The following is a 19,306-nucleotide window of genomic DNA, read 5'->3' as shown; positions in this document are numbered from 1 at the left end:
ATAGGATGGCCGAGGCTCGATCACGCCAGTTTATCGCATTGAGCGACTCTGCATCGCTATTCGTCCCGTCGTGGCGGCCGACCCACCTGCTTGACTACATCCTCGACAGTTCGGCGCAGCCTAACCCTATCGTCCGCTATGTTGGTGCTGCAAAAGGTGACCAGCCGCAAAGGATCAATGCGTTCTTCAATCTCGCCGAACGGGCTAAATTCCGTCCGGAAGTCCTGAGTTTCTTCGAGCTTCAGGACGGTAATCCGGGCAGCTTCTTCAGCGGTGCGGACATAATCTTCATCGATGGAGGCTCCACCCGGAACCTGCTGGCGATATTTCGTGAATGGGGAGCAGTGCCTGCGCTGAAGGATGCCTATGAAGCAAGAACGGTAATCGTCGGGGCCAGCGCGGGCGCTTCGATGATGTTCGAGTGGTGCCTGACGGACAGCATAAGAACCGCGATCATGCCGTGGGAAGGGATCGGGCTGATCCCCGGGACGATCTGCGTCCACCACAATGCCCGCCAGGAACGCCGGCAGGCGCTCTCATCCTTCCTTTCAAGCGGGGGCGCGCGCTTTCCCGCCTATGCGCTGGACGACGGTGTGGGCCTCCATTTCGAGGATGGGCGCTTGAAGAGAGGGGTGAGTGCTGTCCCGGATGCGCGATGTGCCGTGATCGAGGAACGGCGCGGCATCCCGTACTATGTCGAACTTCTGGCGCTGTACAACGCCTAGTCGCCTGTTTTAGCCATATGAAATTGCCGGGCGCCCCCAATCGTTTCGATACGGGCGGACTGGTTGAGATCGCCGTGCACGATGGCCGCGAGCTTGGGCTGCTGATCGCCGGTCGCTCCCATTTTTGACGATTAGCGCCGGGGAGCGCCTCGGCTAGACCGGTGGCTACATCATCGACTTGGGAGAAGGCAGCCATGGATCTCGGATTAGCAGGCAAGAAAGTCATCATGAACGGCGGTGCGCACGGACTGGGCCTCGCTTCGCTCAAGCTGTTTGCCGCCGAAGGCGCGGACGTAGCCTTCTTCAGCCGGAAGGAAGACAAGATCGAGGCCGCCAAGAAGGCGATCGACGAGGCTGGGCCGGGTAAGGTCTTCGCCGAGGTTTTCGACATGGCCGCAGGTGGCGATGCCTACAAGGCATGGCTCGAAAAGGCGGCGGGCGAGCTGGGCGGTTGCGACATCTTCATTCACACCGCGTCCTCATCTGGCACCGGCGGCACCGGCGACTGGCAGAACGGTCTCGACATGGACATTATGGGCGCCGTGCATGGCGTCGAGGCGCTGACACCGCATCTGGCGGAGTCGTCGAGCGGCTCTATCGTGTTCATGAGTTCGACCGCCGCGCTCGAGACCTTCATCGCTCCGCAGGCCTTCAACGCGCTCAAGGCGGCGCTGATCACCTATGGCTCGCAGCTTTCGCAGGCGCTCGCGCCGCAGGGCATCCGCGTCAACTGCGTCAGCCCCGGCGCGATCTACTATCCCGGCGGCAATTGGGAAGTGATCGAAGGCGCGATGCCTGAACTGTTCAATGGCGTACTCGCCAAGATGCCGATGGGGCGGTTCGGCAACGACCAGGAAGTCGCCAAGGCGATCGTCTTCGTCGCCAGCCCGGCGGTACCTTACATGACCGGGTCGAACGTGGTCATCGACGGCGGCTTTACGCAGCGCGTCCAGTTCTAAGCAGCACAACAGGAAAGAGACTCCGGCACATGGCTGAAATTGATCGCGACAAGCTGCTCGATATCTACACCCGCACGATGAAGGTGAACCGCACCGACGAAAAGTTCCGCCAGCTGCTGATGCAGGGCAAGGTCGCGGTGATGTATTACTGCGTGCGCGGGCAAGAGCTGGTTTCTGCTGCTGCGATGGCCGCGCTGGAGAAGGACGATTACGTCGTCTGCACCTATCGCGGGCAGGGCGAACAGACCGCCAAGGGTATCCCGATCGAGAAATGGTGGGGCGAATGCCTCGGCAAGGCGACCGGCACCTGCAAGGGCAAGGGCGGCACCATGCACATCACCGATCCCGAGACCGGGATCATGGTGACGACCGGTGTCGTTGGCTCTGGCCTGCCGATCGCCAACGGTCTTGCCATGGCCAGCCAGAACAATGGCGACGGGCGCGTGACGCTCGTCAGTTTTGGCGATGGCGCGGCCAATATCGGCGGGTTTCACGAGGCGATGAACATGGCGCAGCTCTACAAGCTGCCGGTCGTTTTCCTGTGCCAGAACAACCGTTACGGCGAGCATACCGCCTATGCCGACCATACCGATACCAAGCGGATGAGCGATAGAGCGGTAGGCTACGGTATGCGTGGCGTAACCGTCGATGGCAATGATGTGCACCAGGTGTACCCTGCGGTAAAGGAAGCGGTCGATCGCGCGCGCGCCGGTGAAGGTCCGACGCTGGTCGAGGCCATGTGCTACCGCATGATGGGCCATTTCTTCGGCTCCGACTTCTCCTACATGCCGCCCGAGCATATCGAGGAAATGAAGCGCGAGGATCCGCTGCCCAAGCTGCGCAAGGTCATGCTCGAACATCAGTTTACCGAAGAGGAGCTCGACAAGATCGTGGCCGATATCGACGCCGAGATCGATGCCGCGGTGCAGCACGCGCTCGACGCGCCGCTGCCCGATACCGACGAAATCTACAAAGACGTGCTCGAGGAGGTGAACTGACATGGCCGAAATTACCATGACCCAGGCGCTCAACCTCGCGATCGACGAGGCCATGGCCGAAGATGACGGCGTGTTCTGCCTCGGCGAAGATGTCGCCGCCAAGCAGGGCGGCGGGGTGTTCAAGATCACCTCCGGCCTGACCGAGAAATATGGCGAGAAGCGCATCCGCGCGACGCCGATTTCGGAGACCGCGATCATCGGCGCGGCGGTGGGCGCGGCGCTCGCCGGTCAACGCCCGATTGCCGAGATCATGCTGATGAACTTCGTCGGCGTGTGCATGGACCAGATCGTCAACCACGCGGCCAAGCTGCGCTTCATGAGCGGCGGTCAAACGCCGTGCCCGATCGTGATCCGCACCACCACCGGCGTGGGCGTCGGCTTCGGCGGCCAGCACTCGGACATGCTCGAGGCGTGGTTCGCGCATGTCGCAGGCCTGCATGTGGTGACGCCGTCCAACGCTGCCGATGCGCGCGGGCTGATGCGCGCCAGCATCGATGCCAACGATCCGGTGATCTTCATCGAGAATATCCTCTGCTACGGCCTGACCTCCGAAGACCCGGGCCCGGGCTACCGCGTGCCACTGGGCAAGGCGGCGATCGCCAAGGAAGGCAGCGACCTCTCGATCATTACCTATGGCCGCACCGTGCTCGATGCGCTCGAGGTGGCAGGCGAAATGGAGAAGGAAGGCGTTTCGGTCGAGGTCGTCGACCTGCGCACCATCGCGCCCTATGACGAGGAAACCGTGCTGAGCTCGGTCCGCAAGACCGGCCGCGCGCTGACCCTGCACGAAGCGGTCCGCCCCTTCGGCACGGGCGCCGAAATCGCCGCCAATATCCAAGAGAAATGCTGGGGCGATCTGAAGGGTCCGGTTCGCCGGATCGGCGGGACGTTCTCGGCCGTGCCCTTCGCGTCGCATCTCGAACAGGCCTGGATTCCGACCAAGGCGGAAATCGTCGAACAGATCAAAGCCTCGGTAGGAAAGGACTGAGCCTTGGCCGAGGAAATCCGCATTCCCAAGCTTGGGATGAGCGCGACCGAAGTGACCCTGTCCGAATGGATGTTCGGCGACGGCGAGCAGGTCAGCAAGGGCGACATCATCTATACCGCCGAGACCGACAAGACGACGGTCGAGATCGAGGCGCAGGCTTCGGGCACGATCCGTCCGACCGGCGAAGAGGGCGTCAAATACAAGGTCGGCGACCTGATCGGCACGATCGAATGAGACCCACCGCATGAGTACTCCGCGCGAGTTGCTGTCGGCCGTCTATGCGGCTGCCGGCGCTCGCGACTGGGACAAGGTCGAGAGCCTGCTCCATCCCGAATTCGTGCTCCACGAAGCCGAGGTCCTGCCGTTCGGCGGCGAATGGCGCGGGAAGGATGCGCTGCAGCGCTGCGCCGCGGCCATGTATGGCACCTGGGCCGAGGCCAAGGTGGACATTCACGACATTACCGGCGGCGATAGCTGGGCGGTCGTGGTTCTGACGCTCACGATGACGCCCAAGGGTGGCGGCGAGACCTTCCAGCAGACCGTATGCGAAGCGGGATCGTTCGAGGACGGCCTGCTCAAGGACTTGCGGATCCATTATTTTGACGCCGCCGAAGTGGCTGAAAAGGCATAACAATCATGGCAATCGAGAAAGTCTGCGTACTCGGCGCACCCGCCGACCAGGGCCAGCCGCTGGTGGCGGAGCTGCTGCGCGAAGGCTACGCCGTGACCGCCGGGGTACGCCGCGACGACGCGATGAAGGACACGCCCTTTCCCGAGGTGCCGACCGTCTTTGCCGACATTACCGATGCCGAGGCGATGGCACAGGCGTTCGCCGGGCAGGATGCCGCCGCATTCCACCTGCCGTTCGAATTCGACCGCGCCAAGGCGGCGAATTTCGGCAGGCAGATTGCCGAAGGTGCCAAGCGCGCGGGGCTCAAGAAGATCGTCTTCAACACTGCCTGCTTCGTCGCGGATCACGACCTCGACCTGTCGGCGCATGACGGCAGGCGCGATATCGAGCGTGCGCTGGAGGAAACCGGCATCCCCTGCGTTTTCATCGAACCGACCGTGTTTATGGACAACCAGTACCGCATCTGGACGCGGCCGCTGATCATGCGCGAAGGCATCTTCGCCTATCCCGCCAAGCCCGATCTTAAGATCAATTGGGTGTGCCTGGAGGACGTGGCGCAAGCGATGCGGCGGGCGCTCCAGACCGATGCGGCGGATGGGCAGCATGTCCCGCTGGGCGGCCCCGAAACGCTGCTGGGCGATCAAGTTGCCGCCAATCTGTCGGAGGCCATCGGCAGGCCGGTGCGCTTCCAGAGCCTCAAGCCCGAGGAATTCGCGGCGCGGATGAGCGAGCTCGTCACCGGCTCGCGCGAGGTCCAGCCGCTCAGCATCTATGACGGCATGGCCAAGTTCTACTCATGGTATAACGCCCAGCCGGAATCGCCGCTTGTGGTCGATCCGCAGAACGCGCGCGACTTGCTCGGCATGCAGCACACCTCGCATCTCGACTGGGCGAAGTCAAAAGACTGGTCGGCGGGGCTCTAGTCAGTCCTGCGCGGAGTGGCCGGCGAGCCAGGCGCGGCTGGTGCGCGCCACTTCGCGGGCTCTCTCGTTGAGATCGGGGAAGCGTTCGCGCAAGACTTGTGATCGCTCCTCCACCGCCAATGGCAAGGCAGACGGAAGCGCGGCGATAAAGCTGGCAAGATCCAGCCCGCCCGCTCCCATCGCCACGCGTTTGTTGATCGCGTCGTCGACGATCGCGTCCATATCGGAAGGATCGGGTCCTTTGGCCGGCGCATCGCAGGGCTGGGCATAGCCGAGCCACTCGCGCGGCAAGTTGGCGATATCTTCCGCCGTTCCGCCCGAGCGTGCCCAATGCAGCGTGTCGCAAAGCAGACCCTTGTTAGCGCCGTCGAGCTGCTCGAGAATGGCGCGTGCGGCATGGATCGACTTGACCTCGGTAAACAGCCCGAATTCAAGATTGATCCGCACATCGGTCCCGGCCGAGCGATCGACCATTCGCTGCAGCTTGGCGGTGGTCGCGGCAGCATCCGGATCGCTCGAGACGCAAAGCAGGTTTCGCGCGCCGAGCTCGGCGGCAATGTCGACCAGTTGCTCGAGCCACGGATCGGACGGGCCGGGCATGATCCAGGCCACCTCGACATCGAGCAATTGCACCCCGGCGTCGCTCAGTTGCTGGCGGATCGCGCGCGTGGTCGCGGGTGTCCAACTTTCCCGCTCGACCCACATTCCGCCGAAGTCGAATTGTGCCGCTGCCGCCGCTTCGACCAATTGGGTCGGGGTCGCTTCGGGCATGATCCCCGCCGCCATCGAAATGGGCCGGCCCGTCACAAGGTCTGCCCGTCATCCATCACGAAGTCGCTCCCGGTGACGAACTCGGCGGCATCGGAACACAGGAACAAGAGCGCCGCATCAAGCCCTTCCTCGCCCATCAGTCGCCGCTTGGGAAAGCGCGCGACCTGTTTCTTGCCGAGATCGGTATCGAACCAGGCGTCGTTGATCGCGGTGCGGATATAACCGGGCGAGATCGTGTTCACGCAGATGCCCGCTCTCGCCCATTCACGCGCCATGCTGCGCGCGGCCTGTTTCACGCCGGCCTTGCTCGCCGAATAGGCGACGAGCCCCGGGGAGGGTTCGAAAGCGGTGATCGAGGCGATGAGGACGATGCGCCCTCTCTCCACCCCTGCTGCCATCATGCGCCTGGCGCCTTCGCGCGCGGTCAGGATCGCGCCCTTGAGATTGATGGCGAGCGTCCGCTCGATCTCGTCTTCGGGCATGTCGGCGATCATACCCGCGCCATCGACGCCCGCATTGGCAACGACGGTGTCCACCGTTCCGAACGCCGCCTCCGCAGCATCATAGCCCGCGATGATATCTGCTTCGCTCGCGACATCCATTTGAACCGCCCGTGCCTGTTCACCTATCTCGCCAGCGAGGGCCTGCAGCCGGTCGGCGCGCCGCGCACCCAGTGCGACCTGCGCCCCCGAGTTTGCAAGGATGCGTCCGAAACGCGCACCAAGGCCGGATGATGCGCCGGTGACCAGCGCCTTGCGTCCGGAAAGGTCGAAGCTGAACCCGCTCACTTGGCGGCGGGCAGTTCGCCGTTGATGTATTTCCTCAGCGTGGTCTGGAAGTGCCGCACGCGGCTGTCCTGATAGGCACCGAGTTCCATCATCCCTTCCTTCATCGCCTTCATGCCCGTCTGGACGTGGGGCAGGTTCGCCATGTCCTGGTCGAAGACGCCGGCCAGCGCCGGGCCCATCTTGTCGGCAGCCCAAGCAAAGGGCTCGTCATCGGGAATGTAGGTGCGTTCCACCGAACGCGGGCGCTCCTCGCCCTTGGCCGTCGGGAACAGCAGGCGGATTTCCATGATGCACCAATCGGGCGTGTCGCCGGGCAGCCAGCGATAGACCAGGGTCGGAAGGTAGCCGATCCAGGGGCTGAAATTGGGGAAGATGTTGTAGGTGAAATTGTCGAGCAGTTCGGCATCTGAGGCGTCCGAATAATCGTAGCCATATTGCTCGGAGAAACCCTGCCGGCTCGCCTCCGCCAGGACCTTGCGGGCCATCAGCGGATCGTTGTCGTCGAAATCGTCTCCGCCATCGCCGGCGGCAAACCGCCGATTGGTGTCGGCATCGGCACCGCCCGAGAATTCGTTCATCTTCTCAAGGATATAGCGCTGGTCCTTGCCCTTCATGTGCGGGCTCAGCACGCCCGAGGGCGTAATCGCGCGATTGAAGTGATCGCCAATGTGGTCGTAGCGCGAATTGGCATCGCCCAGGAACGGCAGCAGTTGCGGATGGGTGGTGACCGAATGCCACGCTTCCATGAACGCTTCGGCGGTCGCTTTCCAGTTGGCCGGGATCCGCTTGGCCACCCACATTCCGGTGTAGCGATTTTCGAAATCGTATTTCTCGTAATGCGACGCCGCCGGGCCCAGCCACTCCTCAAACAGTGGCAGCGACTCGTTTTCCGTGATCATCACGAAGCCCTGCCACAACTGGACCCGCACTTCCGGCAGGCTCATGTCCTTGTCGTCGAGGTGCTTGAAGTCCCAGGCGCAGGGGATTTCCTTCAGCGAACCGTCATTGCGCCAGGCGAAGCCGTGGAAGGGGCAGGTCAGGTTCGGGGCCTTGCCCGATTTGGACCGCAGCTTGCGGCCCCGATGCAGGCAGGCGTTGTAGAATCCCTTCACGCTGCCATCGGTTTGGCGGACGAGGAGAAAGCTCTTGTCGTTGAGGTCGAAGACCACGGTATCGCCCGCATCGGGCAATTCGTCTTCGCGCGCCGCGAACAGCCAGACATTGGGCCACATCTTCTCGCGCTCGAGCCGGGCGAATTCCTCGCTGATGTATGGCTCGACGGGGAGCGGCTCGGTCGACATCTCGACCGTTGTCTCTTCGAACAGGTAGTCTGGCGGCGGACGCGTGTCGCCTTCCAGCATCTCAGTGTAAGTCATCCCCGGGCAGCGATCCTCGCGGGGGTCGATCTTCTTTACCTCATTCATCGCAGCAATGCCTCTCCTCGCATTTTGCGCAGTGTCGGTCTGAGCTTTTATCGCACAACCTAGACATATGGCATCCTAGCGGATTGAAGAGGAGAGGGCACCATGGCGAGAGCGGGCGGCATCGCTGCATTGGGCGAGGTCATGCAACTCGCCTTCGTCCCGGACGATTTCGACGCAGCCATCACGCACTGGACCGAGGTGATGGGCGTGGGCCCCTTTTTCATGATCGAGAACATCCATCTCGACGGAATGAAATATCGCGGCGAGCCTACCGACGCGGTGTTCACCCTTGCGCTGGCCTATTGGGGCGACATCCAGATCGAATTGATCCGGCCGGAGAACGATGCCCCGTCGATCTATTCCGGCGAATATGCGCAGGGAAACCGGCTGCACCACGTCTGCATCCTGGTCGATGATATCGCCAAAGCGCGAGCGGTCTGCGCCGAACAGGGCGCGGAAGTGATGGTAGAGGGTAAGTTCGGCGCGAGCGAAGTGATCTATGTCGATCCTGGAGCAGGCCCCGGAAGCCTCGTCGAAATTTTGCAGCAGGACCCCGACGGACCGGATCTATTCGGCATGATCAAGGCAGCCGGTATCGACTGGGACGGCAGCGATCCGGTGCGAAAACTGGGCTAGATTCGTCGATCAGTCGCTGGCGCCAAGGTAGCCGAGCTGGCCTGCCTTGAAGATCGTCTGCGCGCGGTTGACCGAATCCAGTTTCTCGCCCGCGCGGTGGATGTGATAGCGGATCGTCGCGTGGCTCCGGTCGAGGATCATGCTGATTTCCTTGTCCGTCTTGCCGATCGCGGCCCAGCGCAGGCATTCGACCTCGCGCTTTGACAAGACGCAGTCGGACGGAATCCGCCGCTTCGTACGGATCGCCTGGACATATCCGGCGATGAACCGCCGGGTGAGCTGCGAGAACAGCGAGCCGTAGAGCGCGAATTCTTCCGACAGGTCGGTCTTATCGCGGTCCATGCTGATGAAGCTGTTGGCCGAGATCTGCCCGAACGGCAGATGCACCGGCACGACGATCGCCGCCTTGCACAGCGAGCGCTTCTCGAAGTCGGTCAGGTCGAGCTCTTCGAGATAGGAATTTCTCCAGCGCGTGTTGAAACCGCTCTCGTTGACCCAGAAAGGTTCGCTTTCATAGCGGCAGGCGCGGGGCAGGGGGGAATGCAGCGCGAGGCGATGATCCTCCCACCACCGGGCGCCGTCATCGAGCCAGCGGAAGATATCGGCATTGAGGATCGTCCCCTCGGCATCGACCATCGGCTCTTTCGACGAGATGTCATCGCACATGGCGATCTGCATGCCGCGCTCCTGCGCGACGCGCGCCATGGTGACCGCGGCATCGTGAATGTCATCGATGCAGCGAATCGTCACCTCTTCGAGCAGCTGTTCGAGCTGCTCGCGCCCTTGCGGGGTGCGCAATTCAATTACGTTAGCGGCCATCGGTCGAAGCCTCTCCTCTCCGATTCGCCTTCCTTTTTACGCTATTCTGCGCACTTACGCCTAACTTTTTACCCTCAGGGCCATTCCGAACGCAATATTCGGTCGCTTGGGCGCAGGTGTCGCGTCAGGCTGTCCGTTCCGACTTGTCCTGCGCGTTGGTGCCCTTGATCATGGCGCGCATCTGGTCCCATTCCTCGTCGCCGAGCGCCTGCAAAGTGGTCCAGAACGTGCCGCCGGTGGCCTGGTAGCCGGCCCCGTCGATCGCGATGGTCTGGCCGTTCACATACTCGGCCCCCGGGGCCATCAGGAAGACCGCGAGATTGGCCAGTTCGTGCATCTCGCCGTGGCGCCCCATCGGATGACCTTCCATCCGCGAGTTGCCGCCTTGTCCGCCGGGCGAGAGCCGCGCGCTCATGCCCTTGGTCGGAAACAGTCCCGGCGCGATGGCGTTGAAGCGCATGTTGTAGCGGCCCCATTCCACGGCGAGGCTTTGCGTCATGGTGTTGATCGCTGATTTCGACATGGCCGATGGCACCACGAAGGCCGAACCGTTCCAGACCCAGGTGGTGAGGATCGAGAGGACGTTGCAACGTCCGCCCTCGGCGATGATGCGCTTGCCGATATTGTGCGTGACATAGAAGGTCCCGCGAAAGACGATGTCGGCGATCGCGTTGAAGCCGTTGACCGACAGGTCCTCGGTCCTGCTGATGAAATTGCCCGCCGCATTGTTGACCAGGCCGGTGAGCGGTCCGTCGGTCCAGATCCGGTCGATCATCTCGTTGATCGCATCGGCATCGCGGATGTCGCAGGCCAGCGGGACAACTGTGCCGCCATGCGCGTCCATCAATTCCTGCGCGCAATCGTCAAGCTTCCCCTGACGGCGTCCGCAAATGTAGACGGTCGCGCCGAGCTTCAGGAAGGCTTCGCTCATTTCGCGCCCGAGGCCGGTGCCGCCGCCGGTCACGAGGATGCGCTCGCCAGCCATCAGGCCGTCACGAAACATGAGTTGCGAGGTGTCCATCCTGCTTACCTTTCGATTGCGGCCGGGCGTCAGAGACCGAGAACGGTCTTGGCGATGATATTCTTCTGCACCTCGTCCGACCCGCCAAAGATGGTTGCGGCGCGATTGTTGAGATACCGGCCCATCGCGGTCTGCGCGATTTCGCTGCCGATCGGCTCGGGCGCGGCATTGCCGTAGAGCGGGCGTTCGGGCGGCAGTTGCAGCGCGTCGTAGCCCAGCAGTTCGAGCCGGAGGGTATCGACCTGCTGTCCGATGTTCGAGCCCAGCATCTTCACCAGCGAGGTCTGCGGGCCCGGAGCGCGGCCCTTGGCCAACTCGGACAGGATGCGCAGTTCGGTGACTTCCAGCGCTTCGGCCTCGAGTCGTGCGCGGGCCAGCTTGTCGCGGAACCGGGGATCGTGGGCGACCGCGCCGTTCACGCCGGACGGCTGGGTCTTGGCCAGGTTCTCCAGCCGATCGATCGACTGCAGCAGGCGCGGGGCGAAGCACGATCCGCCGCGTTCGTTTTCGAGCAGGAACTTGGCGATCGTCCAACCCTGTCCTTCTTCGCCGATCCGGTTGTCGACCGAAGTCTCGGCATCGGTGAAGAACACCTGGTTGACCTCGTGATCTCCAGACATGGAATGGATCGGCGTAACCTCGACCCCCGGCTGGTCCATCGGCAGCAGAAGGAAGGTGATGCCCTGCTGCTTCTTGACCGTGTTGTCGGTCCGGACGAGCGCGAAAATCCAGTCGGCGTGATGCGCGTGGGTGGTCCAGATCTTCGAGCCGTTGACGACATATTTGTCGCCTTCCAGCCGCGCCGAGGTTTTGAGCGAGGCCAGATCGCTGCCCGATCCGGGTTCCGAATAGCCCTGGCACCAGTAGTCCTCGCCCGACAGGATGCGGGGGAGGAAGCGTTCCTTCTGCTCCGGCGTTCCGAATTCGCAGATCACCGGCCCGACCAGGCGCAGGCCGAGGATCGAGATCCCCGGCGCGCCCGCCAGCGCGCATTCCTTCTCGAAAATGAATTTCTGGGTCGGCGTCCAGCCCGTGCCACCGTATTCCTTGGGCCACAGCGGAGCGACCCAGCCCTGTTCCGCCAATGTGCGGTGCCATTCCATGCCGATATCGGGTTCGACGAAGACGCCCGGCGTCCGGCGTGCGCCTTCCTTGAGCCGCTCGGGCAGCTTGTCCTTCAAGAACGCGCGAACCTCGTCGCGAAAGGCGAGATCATCGGGCGAGAAATCCATGTCCATGGTGCCGTTCCCCCTCCCGCTATTCTACTCTCATGGCCCAGGCGATCGAGCGCCTGAGCAAGTCATAATACACATCGTAGTTCCACGCGCACATTTCCTTGTGCGGATAGAAATCGACCATGCCCGGCAAGTCGTAGTGGCCGCGGCAATGGCCCAGCGTGTTGTAGACGATCCGCCCCTTGCCGATGTCGCGCGTGTAGAGGATCGGAACGGTGGTCTTGTCCCAATTCTCGGCGATGAACCCGGTCGCCTCGCCCTCGAAGGTCGTCTGCATCAGCGTGTCGATTTCGGCGGTGATGTCCGACAGGTAGAGCTCGTCCACCACTTCGAAATCGTCGATCCCGCGCGTAAGTTCGTGATCCTTGTTGACCACTTCGACCGGGAACGGCCCGATCGGCGGGTGCGCCTTGAACTGGGTGCCGAGCATTTCCATCACGTCAGGGCGGTCGTTGGGCGCATCGACCAGCCCGCTCTCGGTAAAAACCAGGATCGAGTTGGTGCCATGGAGCGCGAGCCATTTGCCGCCCGCTTCGAGCCAGGCGCGCAATTGCTTCGCCTCCTCCTCGCTCGGCATCAGGTCGCAGGTATAAGTGACGAGGAAGCGGCACGAATCGAGCCGCTCGAGCCCCGAATAGTCGCATGCCACCGTCGTGCGGATATGCGGGTGCTCGGCCAGCAGCTTGAGGATCTCCAGCCGCGGATAGTCGATGTCGTGATATTTGCCCGCGGCAACGAAATGCGCGTCGATCCGCTTTGCCGGCTGTTCGCTCATCCTGCCCTCAGCTCCTGATCGATCCGCCGCCGTCGACGGTGATGTCGCAGCCCGTGGTAAAGCTCGCTTCGTCGCTTGCCAGCCAGACCACCGCGCGTGCGACCTCCTCCGGTTCGCCGATGCGGTTCATCGGGTGGGTCGCGGCGAAATTGGTCTCGATGTTCTCGGGGGTGTCGGCGCCCGAGTATTTGTAGCGATTGTACATCGGCGTGCGGATCGCACCGGGATGCACCATGTTGGCCCTGATCGGCACGCCACGCTCGGCGCAATCGAGCGCGACCGACCGGGTTAGGCCGAGCAGCCCCGCTTTCGAGGCGCTGTAGGCTGCGACAAAGGATGCCGCACGCAGGGCAATCATCGAGCCGATGTTGACAATGGCGCAGGGTTCCCCGCTTCTCTCCATCGCGGGAATGGCGGCGCGCATGCCGTAGAAGGGGCCGTTGAGGTTGATGTCGATCGTGCGTTCCCAGGTGTCGAGCGGCCCCTCGGGAACATTGCCCGGTTCCGAAATCCCGGCGATGTTGCACAGAACCGTGAGCTTGCCGAAGCGGTGAACCGTCGCATCGACGGCTTCTTGCCACCGGTCGAGATTGCGCACGTCGAGTTCATAGGCCTCGGCATTTTCGCCAAGCTCGTCGGCCAGCGCCTTGGCTTTCTCGATCTGGACATCGCACAGCATCACGCTGCCGCCTTCTGCCACGATCATTCGCCCGACCGTCGCCCCGATGCCTTCCGCTCCGCCGGTGACCAGCGCAACCTTGCCCGACATCCTCCCCATCGGATTCTCCTTCTATCGCTGCAGGATCGCTACCGCGCTCAATCCCGGAGCGCCGTAGACGTGGCTGTATCCGGTCTTGGCACCGGCAACTTGTCGTTCGCCCGCGCGTCCCCGCAATTGCTGAACATTCTCATAAACTTGCCGCAGGCCCGAAGCGCCGATGGGCTCGCCGCATGCGATGCACCCGCCATCGGTATTGATCGGCAATTTGCCGCCGATCTCGGACCAGCCTTCGGCCAGCCATTGTTCCTGATCGCCGTCCTTGCAGAAGCCGTTTTCGGCCATGTGCATGATTTCCGCACCGCTTTCGGTGTCCTGCAGCTGCGCGACGTCGATGTCTTCGGGGCCGATTCCGGCGCCTTCGAAGGCGGCCTGCGAAGCGAGCACGGTCGGCTTGCCGCCGTCTTTCACGCTGACCCCGGCCTGGAACACCTCGAAACTGTCGGGCGGGCGCGTTTTGACCGCGATCTTGGCGATCTTCACCCCGTCGGCGCCCAGTTCCTTCATCTTCTTCTCGCTGGCGAGGATCAGCGCGACCCCGCCCTCGGACGGGCTGCAGAACATGTACTTGGTCAGCGGGTCGTTGATCATCGGCGCGTTCATAATCGTGTCGAGATCGATCGGGCTGCGGCGCCAGGCATGCGGAGTGATGGTGCCGTTGCGGAAGGCTTTCTCCGCCACCCGGCCCAGCGTCGTGCGGCTGATGCCGTGCAATTGCATGTAGCGCTGGATCTTGAGCGCGAAGAATTGCGTCGTCAGCATCATGCCAGTCTGGCCGTACCATTCGGGCAGGCCGTATTGACTGGGCTTGGCATTGAACGCACCGCGCGGATGCTTGTCGAAGCCGGTCGCCAGCGCGAGGTCGTAGAAGCCGCTGGCAATCGCCATCTGGGCCGAGACGAGCGCACTTCCTCCGGTCGCGCAGCCATTGGCGACATTGGTGAAGGGCAGGGAGGTCAACCCCAGTTCGTTGACCATGATGTCCGCGCTGCCCGCCGCCGCCGATCCGCCATAGGCGCATTCGATGTCGGTCCATTCGAGGCCGGCATCCTTCATGGCTTCGCGCACGGCGTAGACGCCCTGTTCGCGGCCCGAGCGGCTTTCGGTCCGGCCGAACGGATGGATCCCGGCGCCGATAATGTAGACGTTCTCGCTCATGCGGGCTTCTCCGGACGAAATGCGAAGGTGGTGTGCCGGTCGTTGAACGGCACGATGCAGAATTCGAGCGGCATGCCGAGCTTGAGATCTTCAAGCTTGGCATCGACGATGCGGCTTTCGACGATCACCTCTCCAGGCAGTTCGACGTAGCCGAGGAGGAAGGGCTGGAAATCCTGCGGGCCTTCGCCTTCGCCCGATCCCGGCCCCTCATAGGGCTCTTTGGGGAGGAAGTCCTGGCTGGTCCAGCTCCACAGCTTGCCATGGCGCGAGAGCTTGTAGGGCTCGACGTCGCGCGCCGCGTCGCCCTGAGGCATCGGGAACACGATCTCGCCCGAAGGGAGACGGCCGCCCATCAGGTGTGGTTCCGCGTCATTGCTCCACAATTCGGGATCGATGGGGGAGAGGGCGCCCATATCTGTCTCCTCAGGCCGCGAGTTCGTATTCGGCGAGATTGGTGTCGACGTCGCCGAACAGCCGCGACAGCACCAGCACGCGCTTCATCGCGTGACCGATCGCCAGTTCGTCGGTGATGCCCATTCCGCCGTGCATCTGCACCGCCTCGCGCGCGACATGGTCAACATTCTCGGAGATGAAGGCCTTGGCGCCAGCCGCGCTGCGCTGCCACTGCGCTAGGTCGCTGCGGTCGGCGAGAGCGGCACGATAGAGCATCGAGCGGGACTGTTCGATCCGGGCGTAGCAATCGACCAGCCGGTGCTGCAGCGCCTGGAAACTGCCGATCGGTACGCCGAACTGCTCGCGTTCCTTCACATAGGCGAGCGTGTCGTCGAGCAGCTTCTGCCCCAATCCGGCGAGCTCGGCTGCGGCATAGAGGCGGCAATCGGCGACAATCCGCGCAAGGTCGGAAGCATCGAGCGCCAGTTCGTCGCCATCGTCGACTTTTACCTGGTTGAGGCGCAATTCGCCCGCAAGGCTGCCGTCCGCCAATTGATAGTGGCGAAGGTCGAGCCCGGCGCGGTCCGCCGAAACGAGGAAAATACCGGTCTCTCCCTCGCGCTCCGCCGTAATCAGAAACGCGTCCGCGATGGCCGAACCGAGCACGAAGGTCTTTTCGCCGCTGAGCGTCCTCGTCGATCCCTTGCCCACGGTCGTCTTGTGGGCGGCGAGATTGTAACGCTGTCCGCGCTCGGCCCACGCGAAGGCGACGATCTTTTCCCCGCCGAGCACTCCGGCGAGCGGCGCTTCGGCCTTCCCAGCTTCCAGCAGGAGCGCCGGCAGGACACCGTTCTCGAGCCAGGGATCGGGTGCGTTCGCGCGGCCGATCGCTTCGGCGACGAGGGCAAGATCGACCGGGGAACCGCCGAGGCCGCCGTTCTCTTCGCGCGCTGCGAGGGCGATCAGGCCGAGTTCTGCAAGCTCGCGCCAGCGCTCGCGCGGATAACCTCCGTCCGCCCCGCGCAATTTGCGCCGAGCCTCGACATCGATTGGCGCCGCAAACCGCTCGACGGTCGAGCGGAAGAGTTCCTGCTCCTCGGACAGGTCGAAATTCATGCGCGTACCTCGTAGGTGATCGGCAGCTTCGTCACCCCACGCAGCATGATGTTCGGCAGAATGGTGATGGCATCCTCGTCGGCCACCTGGAAATTGCCGAGACGCTCGAGCAGTTCGTCGAACGCGACGAACATCTCCTTGCGGCTCAGCATATTGCCGACGCACATATGCGGACCCTTGCCGAAGGCGAGATGCGCGCGCGCGTTCTTGCGCTCGACGTCGAACTTGTCGGGGTCCTCGAATCTGGCCGGGTCACGGTTCGCTGCGGCATAGCGGACCTGTAGCATCGATCCAGCCGCGATCTGCTCGCCGCCCAGCTCGACATCCTGCTTGACCACCCGCCAGATTCCCGCGCTAGGCGATTCATAGCGGAGCATTTCCTCGACCATGTTCTGGATCAGCTTGGGATCGCGGCCACCTGCCGCGGCCCGGGCCTTCTCCATTTGGTCGGGATTACGGATGAGCTGCAGCAGCCCCCCGGCAATGGTCGAGGTGGTGGTCTCGTTTCCGGCGACCATGAACTGCTGCATGATCGACATGATTTCTTCGTCGGTCAGCGGCGTTTCGCCCTCGACCCGCGCTTCGACAAGGTCGGTCAGCAAGTCGTCGCCGCCATTGGCGCGGCGATCGTCGATCAAGCGCTTCATGTGACGCTGGTAATCGACAAAGCTGTGCGCGCATTCGAGTTCGCGTTCGCGGCTGATCAACTGGCTGAAGCGATCGACCGCTGCGTCCGACCAGCTCTTGACCTGCTTGGGATCGTTGTCGAGCCCGATCTGCTGCGCAATCATCGCGACCGGCAGCGGAATGGCGAACTCTTCGACGAAATCGCCGCCATCCTTCTGCGCCATTTTCTCGATCAATTCGATGGCCTTGGTGCGCATGTCGGCTTCGATCGCGTTTACGCGCGGCGCCGAAAAAGCCAGATTGACCAGCTTGCGGTTGCGCGTGTGGATCGGATGATCGGCTGTCAGCAGGGTCGGGGGATTGTCCCACCCCTCGGCCAGGATCGCGTTGATCTCCTCGTCGTCCGCCCCCATCAGCGACGCGAAGTCGTTCGAGAAGATCTCCGGCTTGGCCGTCACTTCCGAGACCAGGTCGTAGGAATAGACGACCCAGGCATTGGCTTGTGTCTCGAACTGGAGCTTGATGCCTGCCTCGTGCACCTCGCGGTAATGGTCGAACGGGTCGACCAGCGTCTCGGGTGAAAACAGATTGCCGACTGGCTTATTCATCGATGCAACTCCGAAAGAAGAGCGGATTCCCTATTTTGCCAGACTAGCGCCGGGCCAGCGGAAGGCGCACTCCGTGAAAGTGTTAGGAAATCGGCCTGAAAGGAGCAATTTTCCGACCGGCGCGCGCTGAATGTCAGCCATCGTGAATTGAAGCAGTTGCGGTGTAACGCAGGGCATTGGCCAGCAGGCGATGCACATGCGGATTGCGATAAGTCTCGGGCCCGTCACCGAATTGCAGGTAAATCAGGGGGGCTGCGCCGATCCTGCGCTCCCATCCGATCAGGTCCGATCCGTCGGCGTGATCCCATCCGTCATTGCTGAACATGGTCCCACCAACCGCCAGTGCGGCGGAATAGAAATTGTCGCGGGTGAAGACATGGTTCGCGCGAATCAGCGGAGTGACGGCCGATTCGTCCACTTGGGCGAGGTAGAGTTCGTCGATGACCGCGAAGGTCGAAGGGACGCCGTCGAAGATCGGGTGGTGGCACAGCGCTTCGGCCTGATAGGCGACGTCGTGGCGGTACCCGGAATCAGGTGCCGGCCGACCTTGCCATTCGTCTGGCTGGTAGAGAAAACGCCCGCCCAGCATAGCGTGCCATTCCGGCCATTCGGCCCAGCCGGCAAGCGCGTGATGCATGGCGACCGCCCCCTTGCCCGAAGCGAACCGGCGCTCGATCGCCTGGCGGAATTCGGGTGAGGGCGGGCGAGTGGCCACCGCACCATCGGCAAAGGTGTACCCTCCCATGTCGTAGAACAGCAGTGCATCGGCGTGGTCGGCCGCTCCCGCCGCCACCGCAGCCTCCGCCTCCGGATGGACCAGGTGCTCGACCCGCTCGAAACCCAGCGAATGGATCAGCTCGTCGAACGGAGCTTCCTCGTAGGGATGCCCGCCGGAGAGGACGAGCAGTGTGCTCATCAGGCGATCTTCAGGATCATCTTGCCCTGATTGGTTCCGGCAAATAGCCGCATGAAACTGGCGTAGGTATTCTCCAGCCCTTCATCGACCTGCTCTTCGATGACCAGCCGGCCCTCCGCCGCCCACTGGCCCATCTGCGCCGCGCCTTCGCCAAAGCGTTCGACGTAGTCGGCAACCAGCAGCCCGCGGATCTGCGCGCGCTTGACGATCAGTTGCCACAGGTTGCGAACACCGCGCGGCTCGGTGTTGTATTCGCTGATCATTCCGCACAGGCCGACGCGGGCATGCAGGTTGAGGTTCATGAGACCGGCATCGAGGATGATGCCGCCGACATTCTCGAAAATCACATCGACCCCGTCGGGCGCGGCCGCGGCGATCTCCCTGGTGAGGTCCGCCTCGCTCTTTCCCTTGTAGTCGATCGCAGTATCGAACCCGTATTTCTCGGTCAGCTTGGCGCATTTCTCCGGCCCGCCGGCGATGCCGATGGCGCGGCAGCCCTTGATCTTGGCGAGTTGCCCGACGAGCGACCCGACCGCCCCGGCGGCACCTGTCACCAGCACGGTATCGCCTTCCTTCGGCTCGCACACTTCGAGGAAGCCGAAATAGGCGGTCATGCCGACTGCACCGAAAATCGAGAGGTAGTTGGTGACGCTAGGGACCAGCGACGGATCGATCGGCTGGGTAAAGCCGCCCGCCTGGCTGAGCGAGAAGTCCTCCAGCGCGTGGAGGCCCATGACCCATTGGCCCTTCTCGAAACCCTCGGCGCGGCTTTCCTCGACCACACCGATCGTACTGGCCCGCACCGGGTCGCCCAGCGGGATCGGGGGCATGTAGTTCCCCTCCGCATCCATCCATCCGCGGATCGCCGGATCGAGCGAGGCATAATGATTGCGGATCAGGAACTGACCGTCCGCCAGTTCGGGCGTGGCTTCGGTGACCAGTTCGAAGTCTTCGGGTACCGGCTCGCCGTCGGGGCGACGCTGGAGGAGAAAGCGCCTGTTCTGGGGCATGTCTGTT

Annotated in this window: 22 protein-coding genes; 8 read left to right on the top strand and 14 right to left on the bottom strand. The window is 63.0% G+C overall.

The genetic code is table 11. The features are described 5' to 3' along the window. Positions 1 to 5: 5 nt before the first annotated feature. The 7 genes from P7228_RS01180 to P7228_RS01150 all read left to right on the top strand — a co-directional run bounded on the left by P7228_RS01180 (position 6) and on the right by P7228_RS01150 (position 5,224). The gene (locus P7228_RS01180; protein ID WP_278016401.1) at positions 6 to 725 is read left to right on the top strand and encodes a Type 1 glutamine amidotransferase-like domain-containing protein; all 720 of its coding nucleotides are present in this window, start codon (positions 6 to 8) and stop codon (positions 723 to 725) included. A 194-nt stretch (positions 726 to 919) separates the two neighbouring features. Next, positions 920 to 1,684 carry an SDR family NAD(P)-dependent oxidoreductase gene (locus P7228_RS01175; protein WP_278016400.1) on the top strand — a complete coding sequence of 255 codons (765 nt, stop codon included), beginning with the start codon at positions 920 to 922 and terminating at the stop codon, positions 1,682 to 1,684. A gap of 29 nt (positions 1,685 to 1,713) precedes the next feature. Beyond that, positions 1,714 to 2,682 (top strand): thiamine pyrophosphate-dependent dehydrogenase E1 component subunit alpha, encoded by a 969-nt coding sequence (locus P7228_RS01170; RefSeq protein WP_278016399.1) that lies wholly within the window; start codon positions 1,714 to 1,716, stop codon positions 2,680 to 2,682. Position 2,683: 1 nt separating this feature from the next. Continuing rightward, positions 2,684 to 3,670, top strand: coding sequence for an alpha-ketoacid dehydrogenase subunit beta (locus P7228_RS01165; protein WP_278016398.1), 987 nt, complete (start codon positions 2,684 to 2,686; stop codon positions 3,668 to 3,670). 3 nt (positions 3,671 to 3,673) lie between these two features. Beyond that, complete coding sequence (locus P7228_RS01160) at positions 3,674 to 3,904, top strand: lipoyl domain-containing protein (protein ID WP_278016397.1); 231 nt, start codon at positions 3,674 to 3,676, stop codon at positions 3,902 to 3,904. 10 nt (positions 3,905 to 3,914) lie between these two features. Next, on the top strand, positions 3,915 to 4,301 hold the full coding sequence (locus tag P7228_RS01155) for a nuclear transport factor 2 family protein (RefSeq protein ID WP_278016396.1): 387 nt from the start codon (positions 3,915 to 3,917) through the stop codon (positions 4,299 to 4,301). 5 nt (positions 4,302 to 4,306) lie between these two features. Beyond that, positions 4,307 to 5,224 carry an SDR family oxidoreductase gene (locus P7228_RS01150; protein WP_278016395.1) on the top strand — a complete coding sequence of 306 codons (918 nt, stop codon included), beginning with the start codon at positions 4,307 to 4,309 and terminating at the stop codon, positions 5,222 to 5,224. Here the strand turns inward: P7228_RS01150 and P7228_RS01145 are convergent, their stop codons facing one another. The 3 genes from P7228_RS01145 to P7228_RS01135 are packed head-to-tail and all read right to left on the bottom strand — an operon-like array spanning position 5,225 to position 8,207. Then, positions 5,225 to 5,995, bottom strand: a complete 771-nt coding sequence (locus P7228_RS01145) for a sugar phosphate isomerase/epimerase family protein (RefSeq protein ID WP_278016394.1) — start codon at positions 5,993 to 5,995, stop codon at positions 5,225 to 5,227. A gap of 32 nt (positions 5,996 to 6,027) precedes the next feature. Next, complete coding sequence (locus tag P7228_RS01140) at positions 6,028 to 6,783, bottom strand: SDR family NAD(P)-dependent oxidoreductase (protein WP_278016393.1); 756 nt, start codon at positions 6,781 to 6,783, stop codon at positions 6,028 to 6,030. Then, positions 6,780 to 8,207, bottom strand: a complete 1,428-nt coding sequence (locus tag P7228_RS01135) for an aromatic ring-hydroxylating oxygenase subunit alpha (RefSeq protein WP_278016392.1) — start codon at positions 8,205 to 8,207, stop codon at positions 6,780 to 6,782. Before P7228_RS01135 ends, P7228_RS01140 begins: the two co-directional genes overlap by 4 nt. 102 nt (positions 8,208 to 8,309) lie before the next feature. Here P7228_RS01135 and P7228_RS01130 point away from each other — a divergent pair, with 102 nt between their 5' ends. After that, on the top strand, positions 8,310 to 8,843 hold the full coding sequence (locus tag P7228_RS01130; protein ID WP_278016391.1) for a VOC family protein: 534 nt from the start codon (positions 8,310 to 8,312) through the stop codon (positions 8,841 to 8,843). A 9-nt stretch (positions 8,844 to 8,852) separates the two neighbouring features. Here P7228_RS01130 and P7228_RS01125 read toward each other — a convergent pair whose 3' ends face one another. The 11 genes from P7228_RS01125 to P7228_RS01075 all read right to left on the bottom strand — a co-directional run bounded on the left by P7228_RS01125 (position 8,853) and on the right by P7228_RS01075 (position 19,299). After that, on the bottom strand, positions 8,853 to 9,662 hold the full coding sequence (locus tag P7228_RS01125; RefSeq protein ID WP_278016390.1) for a helix-turn-helix transcriptional regulator: 810 nt from the start codon (positions 9,660 to 9,662) through the stop codon (positions 8,853 to 8,855). A 124-nt stretch (positions 9,663 to 9,786) separates the two neighbouring features. Further along, on the bottom strand, positions 9,787 to 10,683 hold the full coding sequence (locus P7228_RS01120; RefSeq protein ID WP_278016389.1) for an SDR family oxidoreductase: 897 nt from the start codon (positions 10,681 to 10,683) through the stop codon (positions 9,787 to 9,789). Between the two features lie 29 nt (positions 10,684 to 10,712). Continuing rightward, positions 10,713 to 11,921, bottom strand: a complete 1,209-nt coding sequence (locus P7228_RS01115) for an acyl-CoA dehydrogenase family protein (RefSeq protein WP_278016388.1) — start codon at positions 11,919 to 11,921, stop codon at positions 10,713 to 10,715. Between the two features lie 19 nt (positions 11,922 to 11,940). Next, entirely contained in the window at positions 11,941 to 12,693 is a 753-nt protein-coding gene (locus P7228_RS01110; protein WP_278016387.1) for a ThuA domain-containing protein, read from the bottom strand. A gap of 7 nt (positions 12,694 to 12,700) precedes the next feature. Continuing rightward, positions 12,701 to 13,471: an SDR family NAD(P)-dependent oxidoreductase gene (locus tag P7228_RS01105; protein ID WP_278016386.1), complete on the bottom strand. Its 771-nt coding sequence runs from the start codon at positions 13,469 to 13,471 to the stop codon at positions 12,701 to 12,703. Between the two features lie 12 nt (positions 13,472 to 13,483). Continuing rightward, positions 13,484 to 14,629, bottom strand: coding sequence for a thiolase family protein (locus tag P7228_RS01100; RefSeq protein WP_278016385.1), 1,146 nt, complete (start codon positions 14,627 to 14,629; stop codon positions 13,484 to 13,486). Beyond that, positions 14,626 to 15,042 (bottom strand): Zn-ribbon domain-containing OB-fold protein, encoded by a 417-nt coding sequence (locus tag P7228_RS01095; RefSeq protein WP_278016384.1) that lies wholly within the window; start codon positions 15,040 to 15,042, stop codon positions 14,626 to 14,628. The genes P7228_RS01100 and P7228_RS01095 overlap by 4 nt, the downstream gene beginning before the upstream one ends. Positions 15,043 to 15,052: 10 nt before the next feature. Continuing rightward, on the bottom strand, positions 15,053 to 16,138 hold the full coding sequence (locus P7228_RS01090) for an acyl-CoA dehydrogenase family protein (protein WP_278016383.1): 1,086 nt from the start codon (positions 16,136 to 16,138) through the stop codon (positions 15,053 to 15,055). Continuing rightward, positions 16,135 to 17,373: a cytochrome P450 gene (locus P7228_RS01085; protein WP_278016382.1), complete on the bottom strand. Its 1,239-nt coding sequence runs from the start codon at positions 17,371 to 17,373 to the stop codon at positions 16,135 to 16,137. Before P7228_RS01085 ends, P7228_RS01090 begins: the two co-directional genes overlap by 4 nt. 133 nt (positions 17,374 to 17,506) lie before the next feature. Next, entirely contained in the window at positions 17,507 to 18,289 is a 783-nt protein-coding gene (locus P7228_RS01080) for a ThuA domain-containing protein (protein WP_278016381.1), read from the bottom strand. Beyond that, on the bottom strand, positions 18,289 to 19,299 hold the full coding sequence (locus P7228_RS01075) for an NADP-dependent oxidoreductase (RefSeq protein ID WP_278016380.1): 1,011 nt from the start codon (positions 19,297 to 19,299) through the stop codon (positions 18,289 to 18,291). The genes P7228_RS01080 and P7228_RS01075 overlap by 1 nt, the downstream gene beginning before the upstream one ends. Between the last annotated feature and the right edge of the window lie 7 nt (positions 19,300 to 19,306).

Source organism: Altererythrobacter sp. CAU 1644 (assembly GCF_029623755.1).
In the GTDB taxonomy this organism is placed as follows: Bacteria; Pseudomonadota; Alphaproteobacteria; order Sphingomonadales; family Sphingomonadaceae; genus Erythrobacter; species Erythrobacter arenosus.
This window is presented reverse-complemented; position numbering and strand designations above follow the sequence as displayed.